10 protein-coding genes are annotated in these 16,606 nt (G+C 52.9%); 7 read left to right on the forward strand and 3 right to left on the reverse strand.

Annotated elements, in window-relative coordinates; genetic code table 11:
- Nucleotides 1-27: 27 nt before the first annotated feature.
- Nucleotides 28-3,582 (reverse strand): TonB-dependent receptor, encoded by a 3,555-nt coding sequence (locus OHL22_RS24045; RefSeq protein WP_263342363.1) that lies wholly within the window; start codon nt 3,580-3,582, stop codon nt 28-30.
- A 331-nt stretch (nt 3,583-3,913) separates the two neighbouring features.
- Between OHL22_RS24045 and OHL22_RS24050 the strand changes: the two genes are divergently transcribed.
- The 3 genes from OHL22_RS24050 (at nt 3,914) to OHL22_RS24060 (ending at nt 9,178) form a co-directional block, all read left to right on the forward strand.
- Nucleotides 3,914-5,314, forward strand: coding sequence for a hypothetical protein (locus OHL22_RS24050; RefSeq protein ID WP_263342364.1), 1,401 nt, complete (start codon nt 3,914-3,916; stop codon nt 5,312-5,314).
- 288 nt (nt 5,315-5,602) lie between these two features.
- Entirely contained in the window at nt 5,603-5,776 is a 174-nt protein-coding gene (locus OHL22_RS24055; protein ID WP_263342365.1) for a hypothetical protein, read from the forward strand.
- 510 nt (nt 5,777-6,286) lie between these two features.
- A complete protein-coding gene (locus tag OHL22_RS24060) occupies nt 6,287-9,178 on the forward strand; it encodes a glycoside hydrolase family 38 N-terminal domain-containing protein (RefSeq protein WP_263342366.1) in 2,892 nt (963 codons plus the stop codon).
- Nucleotides 9,179-9,217: 39 nt separating this feature from the next.
- Here the strand turns inward: OHL22_RS24060 and OHL22_RS24065 are convergent, their stop codons facing one another.
- Nucleotides 9,218-10,009 (reverse strand): DeoR/GlpR family DNA-binding transcription regulator, encoded by a 792-nt coding sequence (locus OHL22_RS24065; RefSeq protein ID WP_263342368.1) that lies wholly within the window; start codon nt 10,007-10,009, stop codon nt 9,218-9,220.
- 66 nt (nt 10,010-10,075) lie between these two features.
- Here OHL22_RS24065 and OHL22_RS24070 point away from each other — a divergent pair, with 66 nt between their 5' ends.
- The 4 genes from OHL22_RS24070 (at nt 10,076) to OHL22_RS24085 (ending at nt 15,196) form a co-directional block, all read left to right on the forward strand.
- Nucleotides 10,076-11,128 (forward strand): L-rhamnose/proton symporter RhaT, encoded by a 1,053-nt coding sequence (locus OHL22_RS24070; RefSeq protein ID WP_263342370.1) that lies wholly within the window; start codon nt 10,076-10,078, stop codon nt 11,126-11,128.
- Nucleotides 11,129-11,148: 20 nt separating this feature from the next.
- Complete coding sequence (locus OHL22_RS24075; RefSeq protein ID WP_263342372.1) at nt 11,149-12,090, forward strand: ROK family protein; 942 nt, start codon at nt 11,149-11,151, stop codon at nt 12,088-12,090.
- Nucleotides 12,087-13,832, forward strand: coding sequence for a class I mannose-6-phosphate isomerase (locus tag OHL22_RS24080; RefSeq protein ID WP_263342373.1), 1,746 nt, complete (start codon nt 12,087-12,089; stop codon nt 13,830-13,832). The genes OHL22_RS24075 and OHL22_RS24080 overlap by 4 nt, the downstream gene beginning before the upstream one ends.
- 119 nt (nt 13,833-13,951) lie before the next feature.
- Nucleotides 13,952-15,196, forward strand: coding sequence for a GumC family protein (locus OHL22_RS24085; protein WP_263342387.1), 1,245 nt, complete (start codon nt 13,952-13,954; stop codon nt 15,194-15,196).
- On the opposite strand, the gene OHL22_RS24090 is transcribed toward OHL22_RS24085, so the two are convergent.
- A complete protein-coding gene (locus OHL22_RS24090; RefSeq protein WP_263342388.1) occupies nt 15,193-16,305 on the reverse strand; it encodes a glycosyltransferase family 9 protein in 1,113 nt (370 codons plus the stop codon). The two genes, OHL22_RS24085 and OHL22_RS24090, sit on opposite strands and share 4 nt — an antisense overlap.
- Nucleotides 16,306-16,606 lie beyond the last annotated feature (301 nt).

A 16,606-nucleotide genomic window follows, 5' to 3' on the forward strand; every position in this document is an offset into this window, starting at 1 on the left:
CAACCGCCCCTACTCAATTCGAAGGCGTTAGAATGCAAGCCGCAGAGCCAATTGCACCTGACGCGATGGATAGACGCTTGTTGCGCCAGTGAATTGACCAAAGCTGCCACTGGCGGAGAATGCTCCAGAGGTGCTGTTGATGCTGCCTGCCGAAGAGCCAGGGCTGATGTAGTTGGTTGCATTCAAAACGTTGAAGGCCTCGATGCGAAATTCGGCATTGTAACGATCGTTGGGAAGCATGAACTTCTTATGCGCGGCAAGGTCGAACTGACCAAAGGCGGGCCCGTGAAGATCGTTGCGTCCCGCGTTGCCGAAGAGTTGCGTTCCCGATGGAACGGATACGCCTGCTTCAACCAGATAGCCGTTCAGTGCACTGGTGGTTTTGGTGAGAGTCTTGCCATACACAGCGCCAGGTGTGCTGGTAAGATTGGGCCGCAACGAGTATGCCGAACTGGTGGTTGATACGATCTGGTTTGTGCTCGCAGAGTAGGTAAGGTCAATAGGAACACCGCTGGTCACGATATTGATGCCGGTTAATTGCCAGCCGCCGATAATCTGCTGCTGCCAGCCGGGAATGTTTGCGGCAAAGCGCTTTCCGTGTCCGAAGGGAAGATCAGCTATGACTGAGGTTGTATTGTTGAGCGGCTGATTGTATCCGGAAGGTCCGCGATCGCCTGCGGGGTTGTAGATGTTCACAACAGCACCGTCGCCATTTTGCGCTTCCAGATCAGCCGACGAGTTATTGATGCCGTGCGACCAGGTGAAGGAATTGATGAGAAAGACGCCGTTGGTGAAGCGGCGCTCCAACTTTGTCTGAAGCGAGTTGTAGTCGAGGAAGCCGAGATTGGTCTCGGTCAGAATATCGGTGAAGGTTGAGATTGGTCGGCGACCCTGCAGATTGGTTGCGCACTCACCTTGCAGCGACGGATTGGCGGAAAGTTCGCTCGGCAGGCAAGTACGTGCCTGATTGCTGTCTGCAAGAGCGGGAACGTGTACCGCGTGCTCTCCTACATAAGCAACTTCCAGCGTGAACTGATACGGCAGTTCCTGTTGCACGGATAGGTGATAGGACTGGACGTAAGGGGTCTTAAAATCCCGCAGCTGATAGCGTGTCTGCGCTTTCAGCGTAGAGAAGTTTACCGGTCCATCGAAGCTATTTTCATATCCATCCTGTGTGCGCCGGAAGCAGGTGCTTGGATCGAGCGTCAATGAACCCTGTACGGAGCCTGCCTGGGTGACGCAGAGCCCTTCGCCTGGTGTCTGGTTGATGGTTGCATCATAGTTACTCGGTCCGTTGTAACCCAGCATGCCTTCTCCGCCAAACCGGAAGAGATACGCATAGCTGATTGCATAGCCGCCGCGCACTACTGTTTTCGCTAAGGGCTGATAAGAAAAACCAAGGCGCGGCCCGAAGTCGTGATAGTCAGGGTTGACCAGTCCACGATCGGCGAGAGAGCTTCCGCCTACATAGTGCAACGTATAGATATGTCCAGGCGTGGTACTGGTCACATCTGTGCCGCTGCCAGCGTGCAACAGCCGCATGTTCACGGGGTCATAGTTCAGCAGTTCATTGTTTTGCTCATAGTTTGGCGAGACGAATTCGTAGCGCAGGCCTGCATTGATGGTGAGATTGCGCAGCAGCTTCCAGTCATCCTGGATATAGCCCATGTGCCAATAACGCTCGTAGTTGATCTCGTTGTAGGCGTTGAGCGAGTAGTTATTGCGCGCTCCGAAGAGGAAGTCAGTGAGGTTGGCTGCCTGCGCCGTGGACCCCAAAGTTGAGCTGAAAGCGCCAGCGTAAATATCGTCGCCGTACTTGGGATGGAAGTCCGAGATGGCCTGATTGAGCAAGCCGAATTCATAGCCGGCCTTGAGGCTGTGACGGCCTTTGTTCCATGTGTAATTGACTCTCGGGTTCGATTGCGTGGGATTGTTGAACTGCGGGTTGGTTGTTTGTTCGCCAAAGGCGGTGAAGCCAGTGACCGCCTGGGCATTGAGGCCGCCGGTGTAGGCCGGATCTGTGGGAATGTTCACACCGGTAATTCCAACAGCGGTGTAGAAATTGGTTGCGCCGAGGAAGATGGGGCTCTTGCCGCTGTCCGTCCATGTCTGGCCGAAGCGAAGCTCGAGCATCGAGTTGGGAGTGAGAGCCCAGTTCCATCCAGCTACCAACTGACGTGTGCGGGCATACAAGGTTCCGTTATTGTTGCCGCCGGCTGCTCCTGGAAACGGCGCGGGTTGGTAATACGTAACGGCGCGCTGGCTGTAGCGGAAGAATCCATTTTGTTTCGGATTGAGAATGAAATCGGCGCGTGCGTCGCCCTTATCGTCAGTTGTCGTAGCAGCCGGCAGGTATTGAAAATTAGCGGCGGTTAGAGCGGCGCCCGGGATGTTTGGTGCAGGAAGATATTTGAAGGTTTCTAAAGCCACGGGATCGATATTCGGATCGTCAAGCGGTACCTGGCCATTTGCATAGACCACCCCAGTATATGGATTCTTGATCGGCACAGGTGTGCCACCCGCTGTTCCATCCGATGTGAAGAGGCCGGTCAGTTCCGTGGGAGTGGGCAATGTCGCTGTAGTGAGTTGGTGCGCTACGGTGCGCAGCCCTTCATAATCGGTGAAGAAAAACAGCCTGTCCTTAAGTACCGGACCGCCAAAGGTTGCACCGAACTGGTTTTGCACCAGCGTGGGCTTTACGCCAGTTCCTTCGAAGGGGCCGAAAGCATTGAGGTTTGTATTCCGCAGGTAGTCGTAAACGCCGCCATGAAATGCATTCGTACCGCTGCGGGTGCTGGCGTTGACGATTGCGCCGCCGGCCCGGCCGTATTCGGCCGAATAGTTGTCCGTCTGCACCTTGAACTCCTGCAGCGCATCGGGGGAGGGAATCACCGCTTCGTTGGAATAACCCTGGTTGGCTTCCTGATAAGCGTTGTTGTCAATGCCGTCCAGAGTGAAGTTGTTATCCATGGAGGTGAGGCCATTGACGTCATAGGAAGCGTCGCGCGGCGGATTCGAGGCCACTGTGGCGATTAACGAACGGCGAACGCCGGGTGTGAGCTGAGCCAGATCAGCATAGGATCGGCCATTCAGAGGAAGCGCGACTGCCTCGGCGCCCTGAATCGTCTCGCCACGGTCGCTGGTATCTGTCTCGAGCAGCGCGGCGGCTCCGGTGACTGTAACTGTGTCGCTGATGGCTCCGAGCTTAAGCGCCAGATCGACGCGCTGACGCGCACCCACGTTCACCGTGAAGGCATCCGTCTTCGATATCTCGAATCCGTCTGCGGTCACCGAGATCGTGTACTCGCCCGGCTGCACGCTGTCGAATTCATAGCTTCCTGATCCGTCCGTCTGACGGACGACCTTGACGCTCTTCGCAACACTCGTCAATTCCACCGTTGCCCCGGCAACCGCCGCTCCCGATGGATCATGAATGGTTCCCAGCACAGCGCCTGAATCAAACTGCGCGCTGGCGTTGAATAAAAATCCAACGAACCCAAACAGAAGCAAAGCGAATCGAGCGATTGTCGATAGTCTCGCCTTTTCCCAGGTTTTCTTTCGATCGTGCGACTCCAAGATCATTGCGTGCGCTCCATAAAAATGTGTTGATCCATGTATGTCAGCCATCAAATTTGTGTCTGGATATAGGCAGGACCATAAGCCACGGCTTCTCCAGACGTATCCGCGCAGGCCTTGATGCGTTATTTGCGCGGCGCAGGTTTACAACTAACAGGCATTCCAGAATCTCCGTACAGAATTCACCGCGACTTATCAGATACATGGCATAAACGTATTGTTCTCATATGCCTACCTGTTGCCCATGTATCCCGATACAGTGAATGCACGATTACAAAATCCGTTTATCTCTTATTCACATAGCCTTGTTTGAATACAAGATGTTCGAGGAACTGCGATGATCGGCGCCAAGCGCGAAGTGCATGTGGCTGATTCGGCAGCCGAAGAGACTTCGCAGCTCTTGGCTGGCTGGCAGAGGCGCGCGCATCGCGAGCTCGTTGACCGCATCGTAGTCTCGCCCACCTTTGCTCGCAGCGCACGGCTCATCGCGCTTCTTACTTATGTCTGCGATATGACGCTCAAGGGGCGTGAGTCCGAAATCAATGAGCAGAAGATCGGTCACGCCGTCTTTGGGCGTCCGCGCGATTACGATTCGACGATCGATGGGATCGTTCGCACACAGGCCAGCCGCCTGCGCCAGCGCCTCGATCTTTACTTCCAGCAAGAGGGCGCAAATGAACCGGTGCGGCTCGTCATTCCGCGTGGTGGCTATGTGCCGGTATTCGAACCGCGGCCAGAGCTCCAGCCGAAAGAAATATCTACTCTGAGTGAAACGGAGTTGCCTACGGCAAACCCAGAAGTCCTGCCAGCGCAGCCGATCGCAGCACCGCAAGAGGCTGCACCTCTCTCGAAAGGATGGTCTGGCTGGCGATGGCTGCCATGGGCGCTTTGCGCTGTTTTGATGGTGATCGTAGCCGCTCAAGTACTTCGTGATCGGCACAGGCTTCACTCTGAGGATGCGGTGGTCTCAAAATCGCATCCTCTTTGGAGCCAAATTTTTATTGCGGGCCGTCCAACGATGGTCGTTCCGGCGGACTCAGGACTCGTCATCTTCCATAACATGACGGGAAAGATGCTCGGGCTCGATGAGTATCTGCAAGGCGGCTATCGCGTTGCACCGGCCAACGCTCCGCCAACCGTTCCTGGTGCTTCGACCAAGGCTTGGGAGACAGATATTGCCAGTCGGCGCTATACATCTATCGTCGATCTCAATGTCGTCCTTAATCTGGCACAAAAGGCGAAGACTCTCGACAGTGAGATGCATGTGCGCTACGCGCGGGATGTGCGTCCTAACGACTTGAAGTCGGGCAACGCCATTTTGCTGGGTGCGAACGAGTCTAATCCCTGGGTTACACTCTTTGAACGCTCCATGAACTTCACCTTTCACAACGACTATCAGGCAGGTGTCTTTTCGGTCCAGAACCGGTTTCCGAAGAACGGCGAACCAACTCGATGGGACTCCGCGCGTAATGATCCCCAGCGACGCGTCTATGGCCTGATCGCCTATCTCCCCAATCTTTCGCGAGACGGAAATACGCTGATTATCGAGGGCACCTCGATGTCTGGCACCGAAGGAGCATGGGACTTTATCAACGACGATGCAGAGCTGCTCCCATTTCTGAAGAAGATCGAGAATCCCGACCATAGCATTCCTCACTTCGAGTTATTGCTAGGCACGCAGAACATGAATGCCAGCGCGGTGCAAACGACTTTATTGGCTTGGCGGGTGGAGAACTAGCCATAGCGAGGAACGCCTGCATGAGATTGACACCTTGCCAGCAAACTCAAACCTAAATTCTACGGTCGGAGGAAACCCTGCAAGAGCCGGCCAGCGATAACAGGCTGAGTCACTCATCCACTTGGCGAATTGGCAGGAATCAAGAATCAATTGTAAGCATCGACCACGCCCAGGGTTGATGTCATGCAAAGAGTGCCCTACCAGCTTTATGTAATTGCCGCAGCTGCGCACTATTTCCAGGATCACGGCAAGCTGGTGCCGAAGATCTGAAAATATGAGGGCGCTCCTATGTTTAAAGAGCTGGCAGATTGCCAAAGAATGGTGCTTTGGCGCGAAAACTTCGCGATTCCAGTCGTTCTCAATGAGCCCATGCTGCAAAATTATTCCGGAACGATCCCTCTCCTTCCAAATGATCTGAATCTGGTATCGGTCTGTTGGCCTGATATGGAAGAAAACCTGTGAACACGAAAGAATCCCGTTCAAAGTGCACGGCGTTTTCGAGAAAAGAAACAGGACTTTGAGCAGGTGCATGCAGCGATTGATGCGAACGATACGGGTCAAAAACACAAGCAAAGTCCGGGCAACAGCAAATGTGAAGTAATCGATTTCCCCCGAACTGCCTTCTTGTAAAGCAAGGAATGTTTGAAAGATTTGCCTGAATTTCGGTTGCCATTGCCGTGATCCTTTCCAAACCTATTGGCCCATTTGCTATACGGCGGAACATACCTGCGGAAAAAGAAAACGGGCGACGTAGAGGATTGTGATTGAAAAAAGCGGATCGATGCTTGATTTGTGATGATTTAATTGACAATCGCTCATATCCCTCGTTAGGATTCTGTTTCGAAAGCTACTTCATTGAATTCGTGGGAGCAGTTGCTCGGAAGCGTTGTGATTGAACGGAGCTGCCCGGGTTGGTTTCGATGAAACCGCTTTTCACACCTCAAGCATTGAACGAGAGAGGCTTATCGAGCCATGAAACGACGTGATGTTATCAAGGGACTTGCTGCGACTGCTGGGGTTTTCTCATGGCAACCGCGCGTATTTGCATTTGGGCAAGACAAAGACGCTAAGCAGAAGGCCAGCTTTGCGATGCCGATTCGCGGTTTGATGCGCCGCGATGGAAAGCAGGTGCAGCCGATACAGATCACCGTGGACGCGCAGGCAGCAAGTGCGGAATGCATCACGCGCGTAGATCAGCAAGAGGTAGATCGGCGAACTCTCTCCGCGGGTGCGCAGACATTCCTGGTCTATACGGATGCTGTCAGCGCCGCGCGCAAGGCTGTTGTTACATGCGAATGCGGCGGCAAGTCGCAGTCTGCTGAGATTCAGATTGAGCCGGTGCGTAAAGTGCAGATCTACGTTCTACCGCACTCGCATCATGACCTTGGGTATACCGATCTGCAGGCCAACGTCGTTGAAAAGCAGATGGCTAATATCACCAGAGGAATTGAGGCTGCGCGAAACACAGCGAGCTATCCGGAAGGCGCGCGGTTTATCTGGAATCTTGAAGTGCTCTGGGGCGCGGATCAGTACATGCGCAGAAAGTCACAGGCAGAGCGCGACGAGTTGGTCGATGCTATTCGCAAGGGATGGATCGGTATCAATGGCATGTATGCCAATGAACTGACCGGCCTTTGCCGTCCTGAAGAGCTTGTGCAACTGTTCCGCTTCGGCAATGAACTGGGCAGGCAGTGTGGCGTGCCTGTGAATTCCGCGATGATCAGCGATGTGCCTGGATATACGTGGGGCACGGTCACAGCGATGGTGCAGGCCGGCATCCGTTATTTTTCCGCTGCACCTAATTTTTTCGATCGCATTGGCGACTTCATGGTTGCGTGGCAGGACCGGCCTTTCTGGTGGGTATCACCCTCGGGCAAAGAAAAGGTGCTCTTCTGGGTTCCGTGGACAGGCTATGCCATGTCGCACATCATGAAGCTCGATACCGAATGGGTGAGCAAATATCAGGCGAGGCTGGATGAAGTCTCGTTCCCGTATGAGATCTCCTACATTCGCTGGTCGGGACATGGGGACAATGCAGTGCCCGATCCGGAGATATGCGAGTTCATAAAGAAATGGAATGCGGAGTACGAGTGGCCGCAGTTCACGATTGCCAGAACCGGCGATGCCTTTGCTGCCTTTGAAAAGCGCTATGGATCGCAGATTCCCGAGCGCAAAGGAGATTTGACGCCGTACTGGGAGGATGGCGCTGGATCGTCTGCCGTAGAAACAAGCCTGAGCCGCATGGCAGCGGAGCGCATCACGCAGGCATCGACTCTGGCCGCGATGCTCGCGCCGAAGGCGTATGTGTCCGCAGATTTTCATGAGGCATGGAGAAATGTGCTGCTTTATTCCGAGCACACATGGGGCGCCTGGAACAGCGTGTCGGATTCGGAGAATCCGTTTGTGACAAAGCAGTGGCAGGTGAAACGCCAGTTTGCGCTGGACGCGGACAGCCAGTCAAAAAAGCTGCTGGAAAGTGTGTTGCAGGCTTATGCGAGTGGCGCGGATTCTTCGGCCATCGATATACACAATTCGAACTCATGGCCAAGAACCGATGTGGTGCTTCTTTCGAAAGAAATGTCAGCTGGCAAGGATCATGTCAAGAGCGCGCACGGCGCTTCTGTTCCTTCACAGCGTCTTTCGACTGGAGAGCTCGCTTTCCTCGCCGAAGATGTTCCAGCATTCGGCTCTGCGCGATATCACCTGTCGGCAGGCAAGCCACATAAGGCTGGGAAAAAAGTAGCCGTGCATGAAGGCGTGTTGGACAATGACCTGCTGCGTGTGCGGCTGGATAGCAAGACCGGCGACATTGTTGAGCTTGTACACGGTGGGACTGGAAGGAATCTCATCGATACAAGCCAAAGCTCGGCGGCGAATCAGTATCTCTATCTTGAGGGGAAGGATATATCCAAACTGCAGACGAGTGGTGCAGTGCAAATCTCGATGGAGGAGCCGGGGCCACTGGTCGCGACGCTTCGTATCGAGTCGTCGGCTCCTGGTTGCAATAGTTTGGTTCGGCGGGTGTCTCTCAAGGCGCACGCAGACTGGGTTGAAATGTCCAACGTTCTTGACAAGAAGCGCGTGCCTCTCAATCCGCATCCAGGCGAGGGAAATCAGGGCGGAGAGTTTGCGCAGCATGAGTCGAAAGAAAGCGTGCAGTTTGCGTTTCCGTTTGCGGTGGATGGAGGGCAGATTCACGTAGACATTCCGCTCGGCGTGATGCGTCCAGAGATCGATCAGCTTCCGGGTTCCTGCAAAAACTGGCTTCCGGTTGGGCGCTGGGTAGATGTTGCCAACGGAGAGCGTGGTGTTACGTGGGCAACGCTCGACGCACCGTTGATCGAAGTCGGTGAAGTGTCTGCGACAATGCTTGGTTCACAAACACATCCTGAGATATGGCGAAAGCACATCGAGCCAACGCAGAAGTTTTACTCATGGGCGATCAATAACCATTGGGGAACGAACTATCGCGCGTATCAGCAGGGCATTATCGAGTTTCGATATGCAGTACGTCCGCATGCGGGCTATAACGCCGCGGAGGCTAGCCGGTTCGCAACGGGGTTGTCGCAGCCGCTGGTAGCGTCCAACGCCGGCATCGTTTCGCCTTCGGCGATGAAGCTGCGTGTTACTCCCGAGGATGTGCTGGTACAGGAGTGTATGCGAAGTGCCGATGGCAACGCCTGGATTGTGCGGTTGTTTGGCGCTTCAGGTGAGGATCGTACTGCGGAGATTGCCTGGGAGGGAAATGAATCGATCAAAATTTCGCGCAGCAATCTTAGCGAAGAGCCTTTGGAGCCAGCAGGAAAACAGGTTTCGATAGGAGGGCTGGAACTGATCACCTTACGCATCGAGACAAACGATTAAACATGATCGATGGCATAGAAGTGATGCGGTTTGAGCCAATCAAACTCGCATCACTTCAATACCAAGTTTTGCAAACGGAGCGATCGCTTTATCGCTTGCTCCCGAGTCTGTAATCAGCATCGTGATTTCGCTGCTTTGGCAAATGAGAAATTTGCTGATTGTGCCGAGCTTACTGCGATCGGCTACGACAACTTTGGTCGTCGAGTTTTCTTCCAGTGTTCGCAGCAGTTCTGCCTCTGCTGGATTTGTGCTCGTTAGTCCACGTTTTGCTTCGATGCCGTCGACACCGATGAACATGATGTCCGCAAAGATCATTTTTGCCGCGTTTGTTGCAAGAGGGCCAACCAGAGTGAACCAGTTTCCACGCAGATGTCCGCCGGTCACGATGACTTCAATGTCTTTTCTGTTGCTAAGCTCCATTGCAACGTTGACGGTATTGGTGATGATGGTAATGCCGCTCAACCCCTTTAAGCCGCGGACCACTTCCGTTGTAGTTGTGCCTCCGCTCAATGCCACAGTTTGGCCTGTCTGTACCAGCTTCGCTGCTGCGATTCCGATGCGGCGCTTTTCTTCAGCAAAGCTGCTGACGCGATCCTGAAAGGAGGCATCGTGACGGAACGGTTCATAAAACAGAGGGCCAATGGCGACGGCGCCGCCTCGCGTTCGTCGCAGAAGAGACCGTGTTTCCAGATCTTCAAGATCTCTTCGTATCGTTGCGATCGAAGCCCCTAGCTGACTGCTGAGCTTATCGACCGTTACAGCGCCCGTCTCCTGCAGTTGGCGGAGAATATATTCCTGGCGCGCAACAAGATTGTCCGTTTTGGGAGGCATACAACCAGAGCATATCACTCGTGAAAGTGCGCTGGTTGCAAGTTCTTATACGAGTTATGCCCCCAGATGCGTGTATCGCAGGAGGTAGACAAGAAGGTGAATAACGACGGCTTCGTGATGGGCTTCCTGCTTTTGGTAGTGGCGGGGGTAATCAATGCGTGCTTTACGTTGCCCATGAAGTTTACGCGCAAATGGGCGTGGGAAAACACCTGGTTTGCGTGGACGATCTTTGCCTTGCTGGTGCTTCCTTTTGTCGTCACGGTGAGCACTGTATCCAAAATTGGGGAGCTATATTCCTCGGCGCCCGCAGGTGTTTTAGTCGAGGTAATTCTTTTCGGTGCAGGTTGGGGAGTCGCTCAGGTGCTCTTCGGGCTCGCGATTGATGCAATAGGCATTGCGCTTACATTTTCTCTGGTAATGGGAACCTCAGCCGCCGTTGGTTCGCTTGTGCCGTTATTGCAACAGCATCACGACAGCCTCAAGACGTCTGCAGGCCACGGTGTAATTGCCGGAGTAGCGTTGATGATTGCTGGAGTCGCGGTGTCTGCCGTTGCGGGCAAACAGCGTGAGCGTGCAACTCGCGTGGAGGCTTTGCCAAATCGTCGTAGTTCTCTGGGAATCGTGTTCGCGTTGCTCTGTGGCCTTGGGGCGTCGTTCGTCAATTTTGGGATATCCTTTGGTGCTCCACTGATGCAAACAGCGCGGTCTCTCGGAGCCAGTACATTTGCATCATCGAATGCGGTGTGGCTGCCGCTCATGCTTGCGGGAGCAATTCCAAATCTCCTCTATTGCCTGTGGTTGCTGCGGGCGAATAAGACAACATCAAAGTTTAGCGGTGGAGGCATTGCCTACTGGCTGCTGGCGTTGATCATGGCGGTTTTCTGGTTTGGCAGCACAGTACTATATGGGGTCTCGATCACTGTACTTGGCTCATGGGGGCCAGTATTTGGCTGGCCGCTGTTTATGTCACTTATTGTGATCACCGCGAGTCTTCTGGGCATCTTTACGGGCGAATGGAAAGGAAGCGGCGCCGCGCCACTGCGCATTCAGTGGATCGGCGTATCTCTGCTGGTGTTTGCTGTGTTCTGCCTGGCTCTTTCAAGCAGGCTTGTTATTTGAGGTTGTAAGAGGTATATCGAATGCTTGCTTTGTCCCTCGATATGGGTGGAACTCATATCGCATGCGCCGTGGTAGATGACGAACATATTCGCGCCAGTAGAACGATCAGTTCCGCAGGCGCGGCCAGTCTTGAAGCATTGTTGCCTCAGATGGAGCAGACCCTGCGGACGCTATTGCAGGAAGCTAATGCCAACGCATCTTCATGCATCGGGATGTCTATGGGGTTTCCCGGAATCATCGATATTCGCTCCGGGCGCATTATCTCAACACTCAAGAAATACGAAGACGCGAAGGAGCTGAACCTTGACGCCTGGTGCAGAGACGCGTTTGGCATCCCGCTTCGGATCGAGAATGACGCGCGCATGGCGTTGCTCGGAGAGAAACATGCAGGCGCGGCGCGTGGAATAGACGATGTGGTGATGATGACTCTCGGCACTGGAATCGGCGGAGCCGCCATGATGCAGGGCAGGCTGCTGCGTGGTGCACATTCGCAGGGAGGCTGTCTGGGAGGCCACTTCACCGTGAATTGGCGCGGACGAAAATGCGCATGCGGCAACATCGGTTGTGCCGAGGCCGAGGCTAGCGGATGGTCCTTGCCTCAAATCATCCGCGAAGACGAGGGCTTTGAAGAAAGCTCTTTGTCCCAAGCAGAGATCCTGGATTTCAGGATGCTCTTTGAAGAGGCGCAACGCGGCGATGCGCTTGCAATTGCCACACGGCAGCGCTGTCTTGAAGTCTGGGCTGCGAATGCGGTCTCACTTGTTCATGCCTATGACCCCGAAGTGATCGTTATGGGCGGGGGCGTGATGCAAAGCGGCGATGTAATTGTGCCCTATGTGCAGAAGCATGTTCAAAGCTACGCATGGACGACATGGGGTACGCCGAAAGTTTGTGCGGCTGAACTAGGAACAGATGCCGCGTTACTTGGAGCTATTCCGCTACTGAATGAGGATCTGGTATGAGCCGTCGATCGAATTACGATAAATTTCCATATATACCTGTGGGTTCAGAAGATGATTGCAGTGTTGGCTGGAGCGCGGTTGCCGCTCGAATAATTGAGCCTTTACGCGAGCATCGCGTGCTGGCCATCGAATGCTATCCAGGCACGAATGTCGCGGAAATACATCGGGCGTTGCAAAACCATCTACCGGATGCAACGGTGTTTCTCGCGGAAGAATGTTTGAAATCGCCTGCAAAGCTGGAAACATTGCTACGTCCTCTGCTTGGAACAGATAGAGTGTTTGGACGCATGAGCGATCTGCGTCTTGAGAATTATTTTGATCATGAGGAGCTGAGCGCCAAACGAGATGCAATCGAAGAGGCAATGCTCAGAAACCCGGTGATCGTCGTGGGAACCGGCGCTGCGTTTCTGGTTTCCGAGACAACGCCGATTGTCTATGCCGATCTCGCTCGCTGGGAAATTCAACTGCGATGGCGCCGCAACGAAATCGGCAACCTGGGATTGGCTAATACAGAGGAGGAGTTCTCAGCCAAATACAAATGTGGCTACTTCGTTGAGTGGCGAGCGGCTGATGCTCACAAGAGAACTCTGCTGCCGACGCTGAATTTTCTACTCGATCTAAATAAGCCACTGGAACCGAAACTTATCACTGGCGAGGCCTTTCGCAAAGCGCTGAAGACCATTGCCCATCAGCCTTTTCGCGTTGTGCCGTACTTCGATCCCGGCCCATGGGGCGGTCACTGGATGGAAGAGGTATGCGATCTTCCTTGCGATGTGCCCAACCACGCGTGGTGCTTTGACTGCGTTCCTGAAGAGAATAGTCTTCTATTGGGATTTGGGAAGTATCGAGTCCAAATACCTGCAATCGATCTGGTTTTTTCTGAGCCTGAGGCGCTTCTGGGCCGAGCGATCATGGATCGTTTTGGCGCTGAGTTCCCGATCCGTTTCGATTTGCTTGATACGATGGGCGGCGGCAACCTCTCGCTGCAGGTCCATCCGCTGACGGAGTATATCCAGAAGAAATACGGCATGGCCTATACACAGGACGAGAGCTACTACCTGCTCGATGCCGGGTCAGATGCATGCGTGTACCTTGGCCTGAAGGAACACATCTCTCAATCCGAGATGGCTCAGGAACTACGAGAAGCGGAACAAGGCAGGATTCAATTTGATGCGGAAAAGTATGTGAACCGCTGGGAGGCACGAAAGCACGATCACTTTCTGATTCCTGCAGGCACAATCCACTGTTCTGGCGCAAACAGCATGGTGCTTGAGATCAGCGCTACGCCATACATTTTCACGTTCAAGCTATGGGATTGGGGGCGGTTGGGGCTCGACGGTAAACCTCGTCCGATTCATATCGAAGATGGCTTAAAGAATATTCAGTGGGATCGTACGACCGAATGGGTAAGGAAGGAACTGATCAATCGCACCGAACTGATCGAGGAGGGAAACGGATGGCGTGAGGAGAAAACTGGCCTGCACGAGAGCGAGTTTATCGAGACTCGACGGCACATATTTAGCGACACAGTCTTGCATATGCCGAATGGAACCGTGAATGTGCTCAACCTCGTCGAAGGTGATGAGGTCATTGTAGAAAGCCCAACGAAGGCATTCGACCCGTTTATCGTGCACTATGCCGAGACCTTCATTATTCCTGCTGTCGTGAGCGAATACTCCGTCCGCCCGCGTGGAGCGTCGTCAGGAATGCAATGCATCACCGTTAAAGCCTTTGTGCGATGATGCCGTGTTCTGCATATGGAATATTCAAATTTTCTGGTATTTCGGTCGAGACTATTCCTTATTAGAAAAGACTTCAATTTGTGCGTCGGTCCGTTGCTAAAATAGGGTACGGAGCCAACGTGAGCGACCAGCCCGACGTATACATAAAAGAAGCTTTAGATGCATATGCCGTGAAAGAGAAGGCTGGGGAAATTAACTTTCTCGATATACTCATTGTCCTTGCAAAGCGCCGTAAGCTCATTTTTGCGGTGACTTTTGGGGTGGCTGTACTTACTTCAATCATCGTACTTATTCTTCCAAGCCGTTATACAGCAGAAACTGTAGTGTTGCCGCCATCACAAAACTCATCGCTGAGTTCTTCGTTGCTTAGTCAAATGGGGGGTGGTTCGTCTTTGGCCGCCGTGGCTGGGGCCGGTTTGGGAATTAAGAATTCAGGTGACTTGTATGTGTCACTGTTTCAAACGCGTACGGTTGAAGAGTCCGTAGTGAAGCGGTTTGCATTGATGCAACGTTATAAAACAAAGACAATGGTCGATACGCGCAAAGCTTTGGAACATGCCGCAAAAGTATCTTTAGGTTCCAAAGATGGTTTAATCCGAATCGACGTGACTGACAAAGATCCTAAATTTGCGGCTGATTTAGCCAATGGCTATGTGGGGGAATACAAGAGGCTATCGGCAAACTTAGCGGTGACGGAAGCTGCGCAGCGGCGACTCTTCTTTGAAGAGCAATTGCGTGAGGCAAACGATAATCTCACCAACGCTGAAGAAGCGATGAAGTCGACAGAGCAAAAAACGGGTGTACTGCAAATGGATAGCCAGGCTCGATCTTTGATTGAGTCGGCCGCACTGCTGCGCGGGCAAATTGCCGCAAAAGAAGTTGAGCTGCAAGCTATGCAGTCTTATGCTACAGGTGATAATCCACAAGTGTTAATAGCACAGCAACAGCTCGCGGCTTTGAAGGGGCAACTGGAGAAACTTGCTGGGTCGGACTCCAATACGAGTTCTGACATTATCGTTCCGAAGGGTAATATTCCGCAGGCGCAAATGGAATATTTACGCAGATTACGGGATTTGAAGTATGACGAAACAATAGAAGAGCTTATTGCCAGACAGTTTGAGCTGGCCAAGCTCGATGAGGCAAAACAAGGGGCAATTGTTCAAGTTGCCGATGTGGCTGTGCCTCCTGATAAGCGGTCCTTTCCGAAGAGAACGCTGACCGTTATCGTAGCGACATTTCTTGGTTTTTTTCTGATCTGTAGCTGGTGTTTTGTGCTTAATGCACAAGAACGGTTAAACGCGGATCCTCTAAATCGTTTCCGCTTGAACGAATTGCGCGCCGCTTTCAGGATCAGAAAGAGCTAGTTCCTCCGCTCGCTCTGCTTCACGCTAGTGACTGGGATCAAATTAGATTCCGGCGTAATGGTTCGCCAAAGTATTTCAACGCCTCTCGATTTGGCGCTTAAGAGGATGTCTATTTGTTCCAGAACTAATTCAGGTGTCACCTGGTGCATACATCCGTTGAAAGTACAAGGAGCGAATTCGCGACCATCATAGCAAGGTCTGCAAGCAAATCCTTGCCCCCCCCATATACCCAAAGTGTAAGGTCTCCGTGGCACGCGTGTTGCCGGATCTGTGGGGCCAAAAATTCCCACCAGACAGGCGTTGCTTAAGCCCGCCAGGTGAAGAGGTCCCGTGTCGTGAGTTACAACAGCATCACTCGCACTGCACATACTCACAACTTCAGGCAACGAAAGTGTACCGATGCAGTCTATAGCTGTGATGTCATTGAAATATGGTCTAATCCATTCATCTCCAGGCCCCCCTAGAAGCACGACTTCACAATTTCGGTCAGCCAAATTCCTGGCAAGCTCTACGAAGTTTTCGATAGGCCAGCGGCGGAGGGTTTGCGCAGGCAAATGCCCTGTAGCCTGCTCTCGAACGAGATGCTGAACGCCTCCGGGGACAATAACGATACGCCGCAACGCGGTCTTTTCTGGAAGTGGTGAAGGTGGCAGACGGTCGGGGCTGACTGGCGGAGCACTCTGCTCGCGGCAACTGTCGTCGATTCCAAGAACTATCCTGGCATATTCATCTGTATGATGGCGTCCAGCGATCAAATTAGTGAAGCGTAATTGTGTAGAGAGAGAAATCCTATGCTTCGCCCAGGCCGGCAATGTGAGGAGGCGGTAGCGCTGATCATAATACAGTGTCACGCAAAGATCGAACCTTCGAAACAAAATCTCGCGCCATAGCTTCAGAATACCCCGAATCCGATCTACAGGTTTCCCAAAGAGGATTCCCTTATCGTCAGTCGTGATCGGCGTGATCCACGAATAACATTCGAGCAGGGGCTTAACAGATTTACCGCACACCCAATGTACTTCAAATCCCTTTTCGTGAAGCGCATGTATTGCTGGGATGGCCATGATGACGTCACCGATCTGGCCAAATTTCACAATGAGAGCCTTCATTTTTGCTAACCTTTGTGAATGTTCAGATCGAGTCTGTTCTCGTATGCAATGTCAATAACACGATTCATCTGGAAGGGCTTTGGAAAGTAAAGTGAGATACGTCTAAAGACTGCAGGCTCCGTTGGTAAATACAAGATCTTCAAATTCAGGAATATACCAAAGTCCCTTCGGCAGGAGTTTGCCAGGGGCCAGTTTTTCCAGATAGACCAAGGGAGTATCGCCGCGCCTACTAGCTTTCGCACCAAGCAAATATGCTTTGCGATTCGCATGACTAATAGTGTACCTCAGATTTTGAGTTGTG

This window comes from Acidicapsa dinghuensis (genome assembly GCF_025685685.1).
Lineage (GTDB): Bacteria > Acidobacteriota > Terriglobia > Terriglobales > Acidobacteriaceae > Acidicapsa > Acidicapsa dinghuensis.

Excerpts from the sequence above, each read along its gene's own strand:
- OHL22_RS24045 (WP_263342363.1), bottom strand. The coding sequence starts at position 3,582 with ATGATCTTGGAGTCGCACGATCGAAAGAAAACCTGGGAAAAGGCGAGA.
- OHL22_RS24050 (WP_263342364.1), top strand. The coding sequence starts at position 3,914 with ATGATCGGCGCCAAGCGCGAAGTGCATGTGGCTGATTCGGCAGCCGAA.
- OHL22_RS24055 (WP_263342365.1), top strand. The coding sequence starts at position 5,603 with ATGTTTAAAGAGCTGGCAGATTGCCAAAGAATGGTGCTTTGGCGCGAA.
- OHL22_RS24060 (WP_263342366.1), top strand. The coding sequence starts at position 6,287 with ATGAAACGACGTGATGTTATCAAGGGACTTGCTGCGACTGCTGGGGTT.
- OHL22_RS24065 (WP_263342368.1), bottom strand. The coding sequence starts at position 10,009 with ATGCCTCCCAAAACGGACAATCTTGTTGCGCGCCAGGAATATATTCTC.
- OHL22_RS24070 (WP_263342370.1), top strand. The coding sequence starts at position 10,076 with ATGCGTGTATCGCAGGAGGTAGACAAGAAGGTGAATAACGACGGCTTC.
- OHL22_RS24075 (WP_263342372.1), top strand. The coding sequence starts at position 11,149 with ATGCTTGCTTTGTCCCTCGATATGGGTGGAACTCATATCGCATGCGCC.
- OHL22_RS24080 (WP_263342373.1), top strand. The coding sequence starts at position 12,087 with ATGAGCCGTCGATCGAATTACGATAAATTTCCATATATACCTGTGGGT.
- OHL22_RS24090 (WP_263342388.1), bottom strand. The coding sequence starts at position 16,305 with ATGAAGGCTCTCATTGTGAAATTTGGCCAGATCGGTGACGTCATCATG.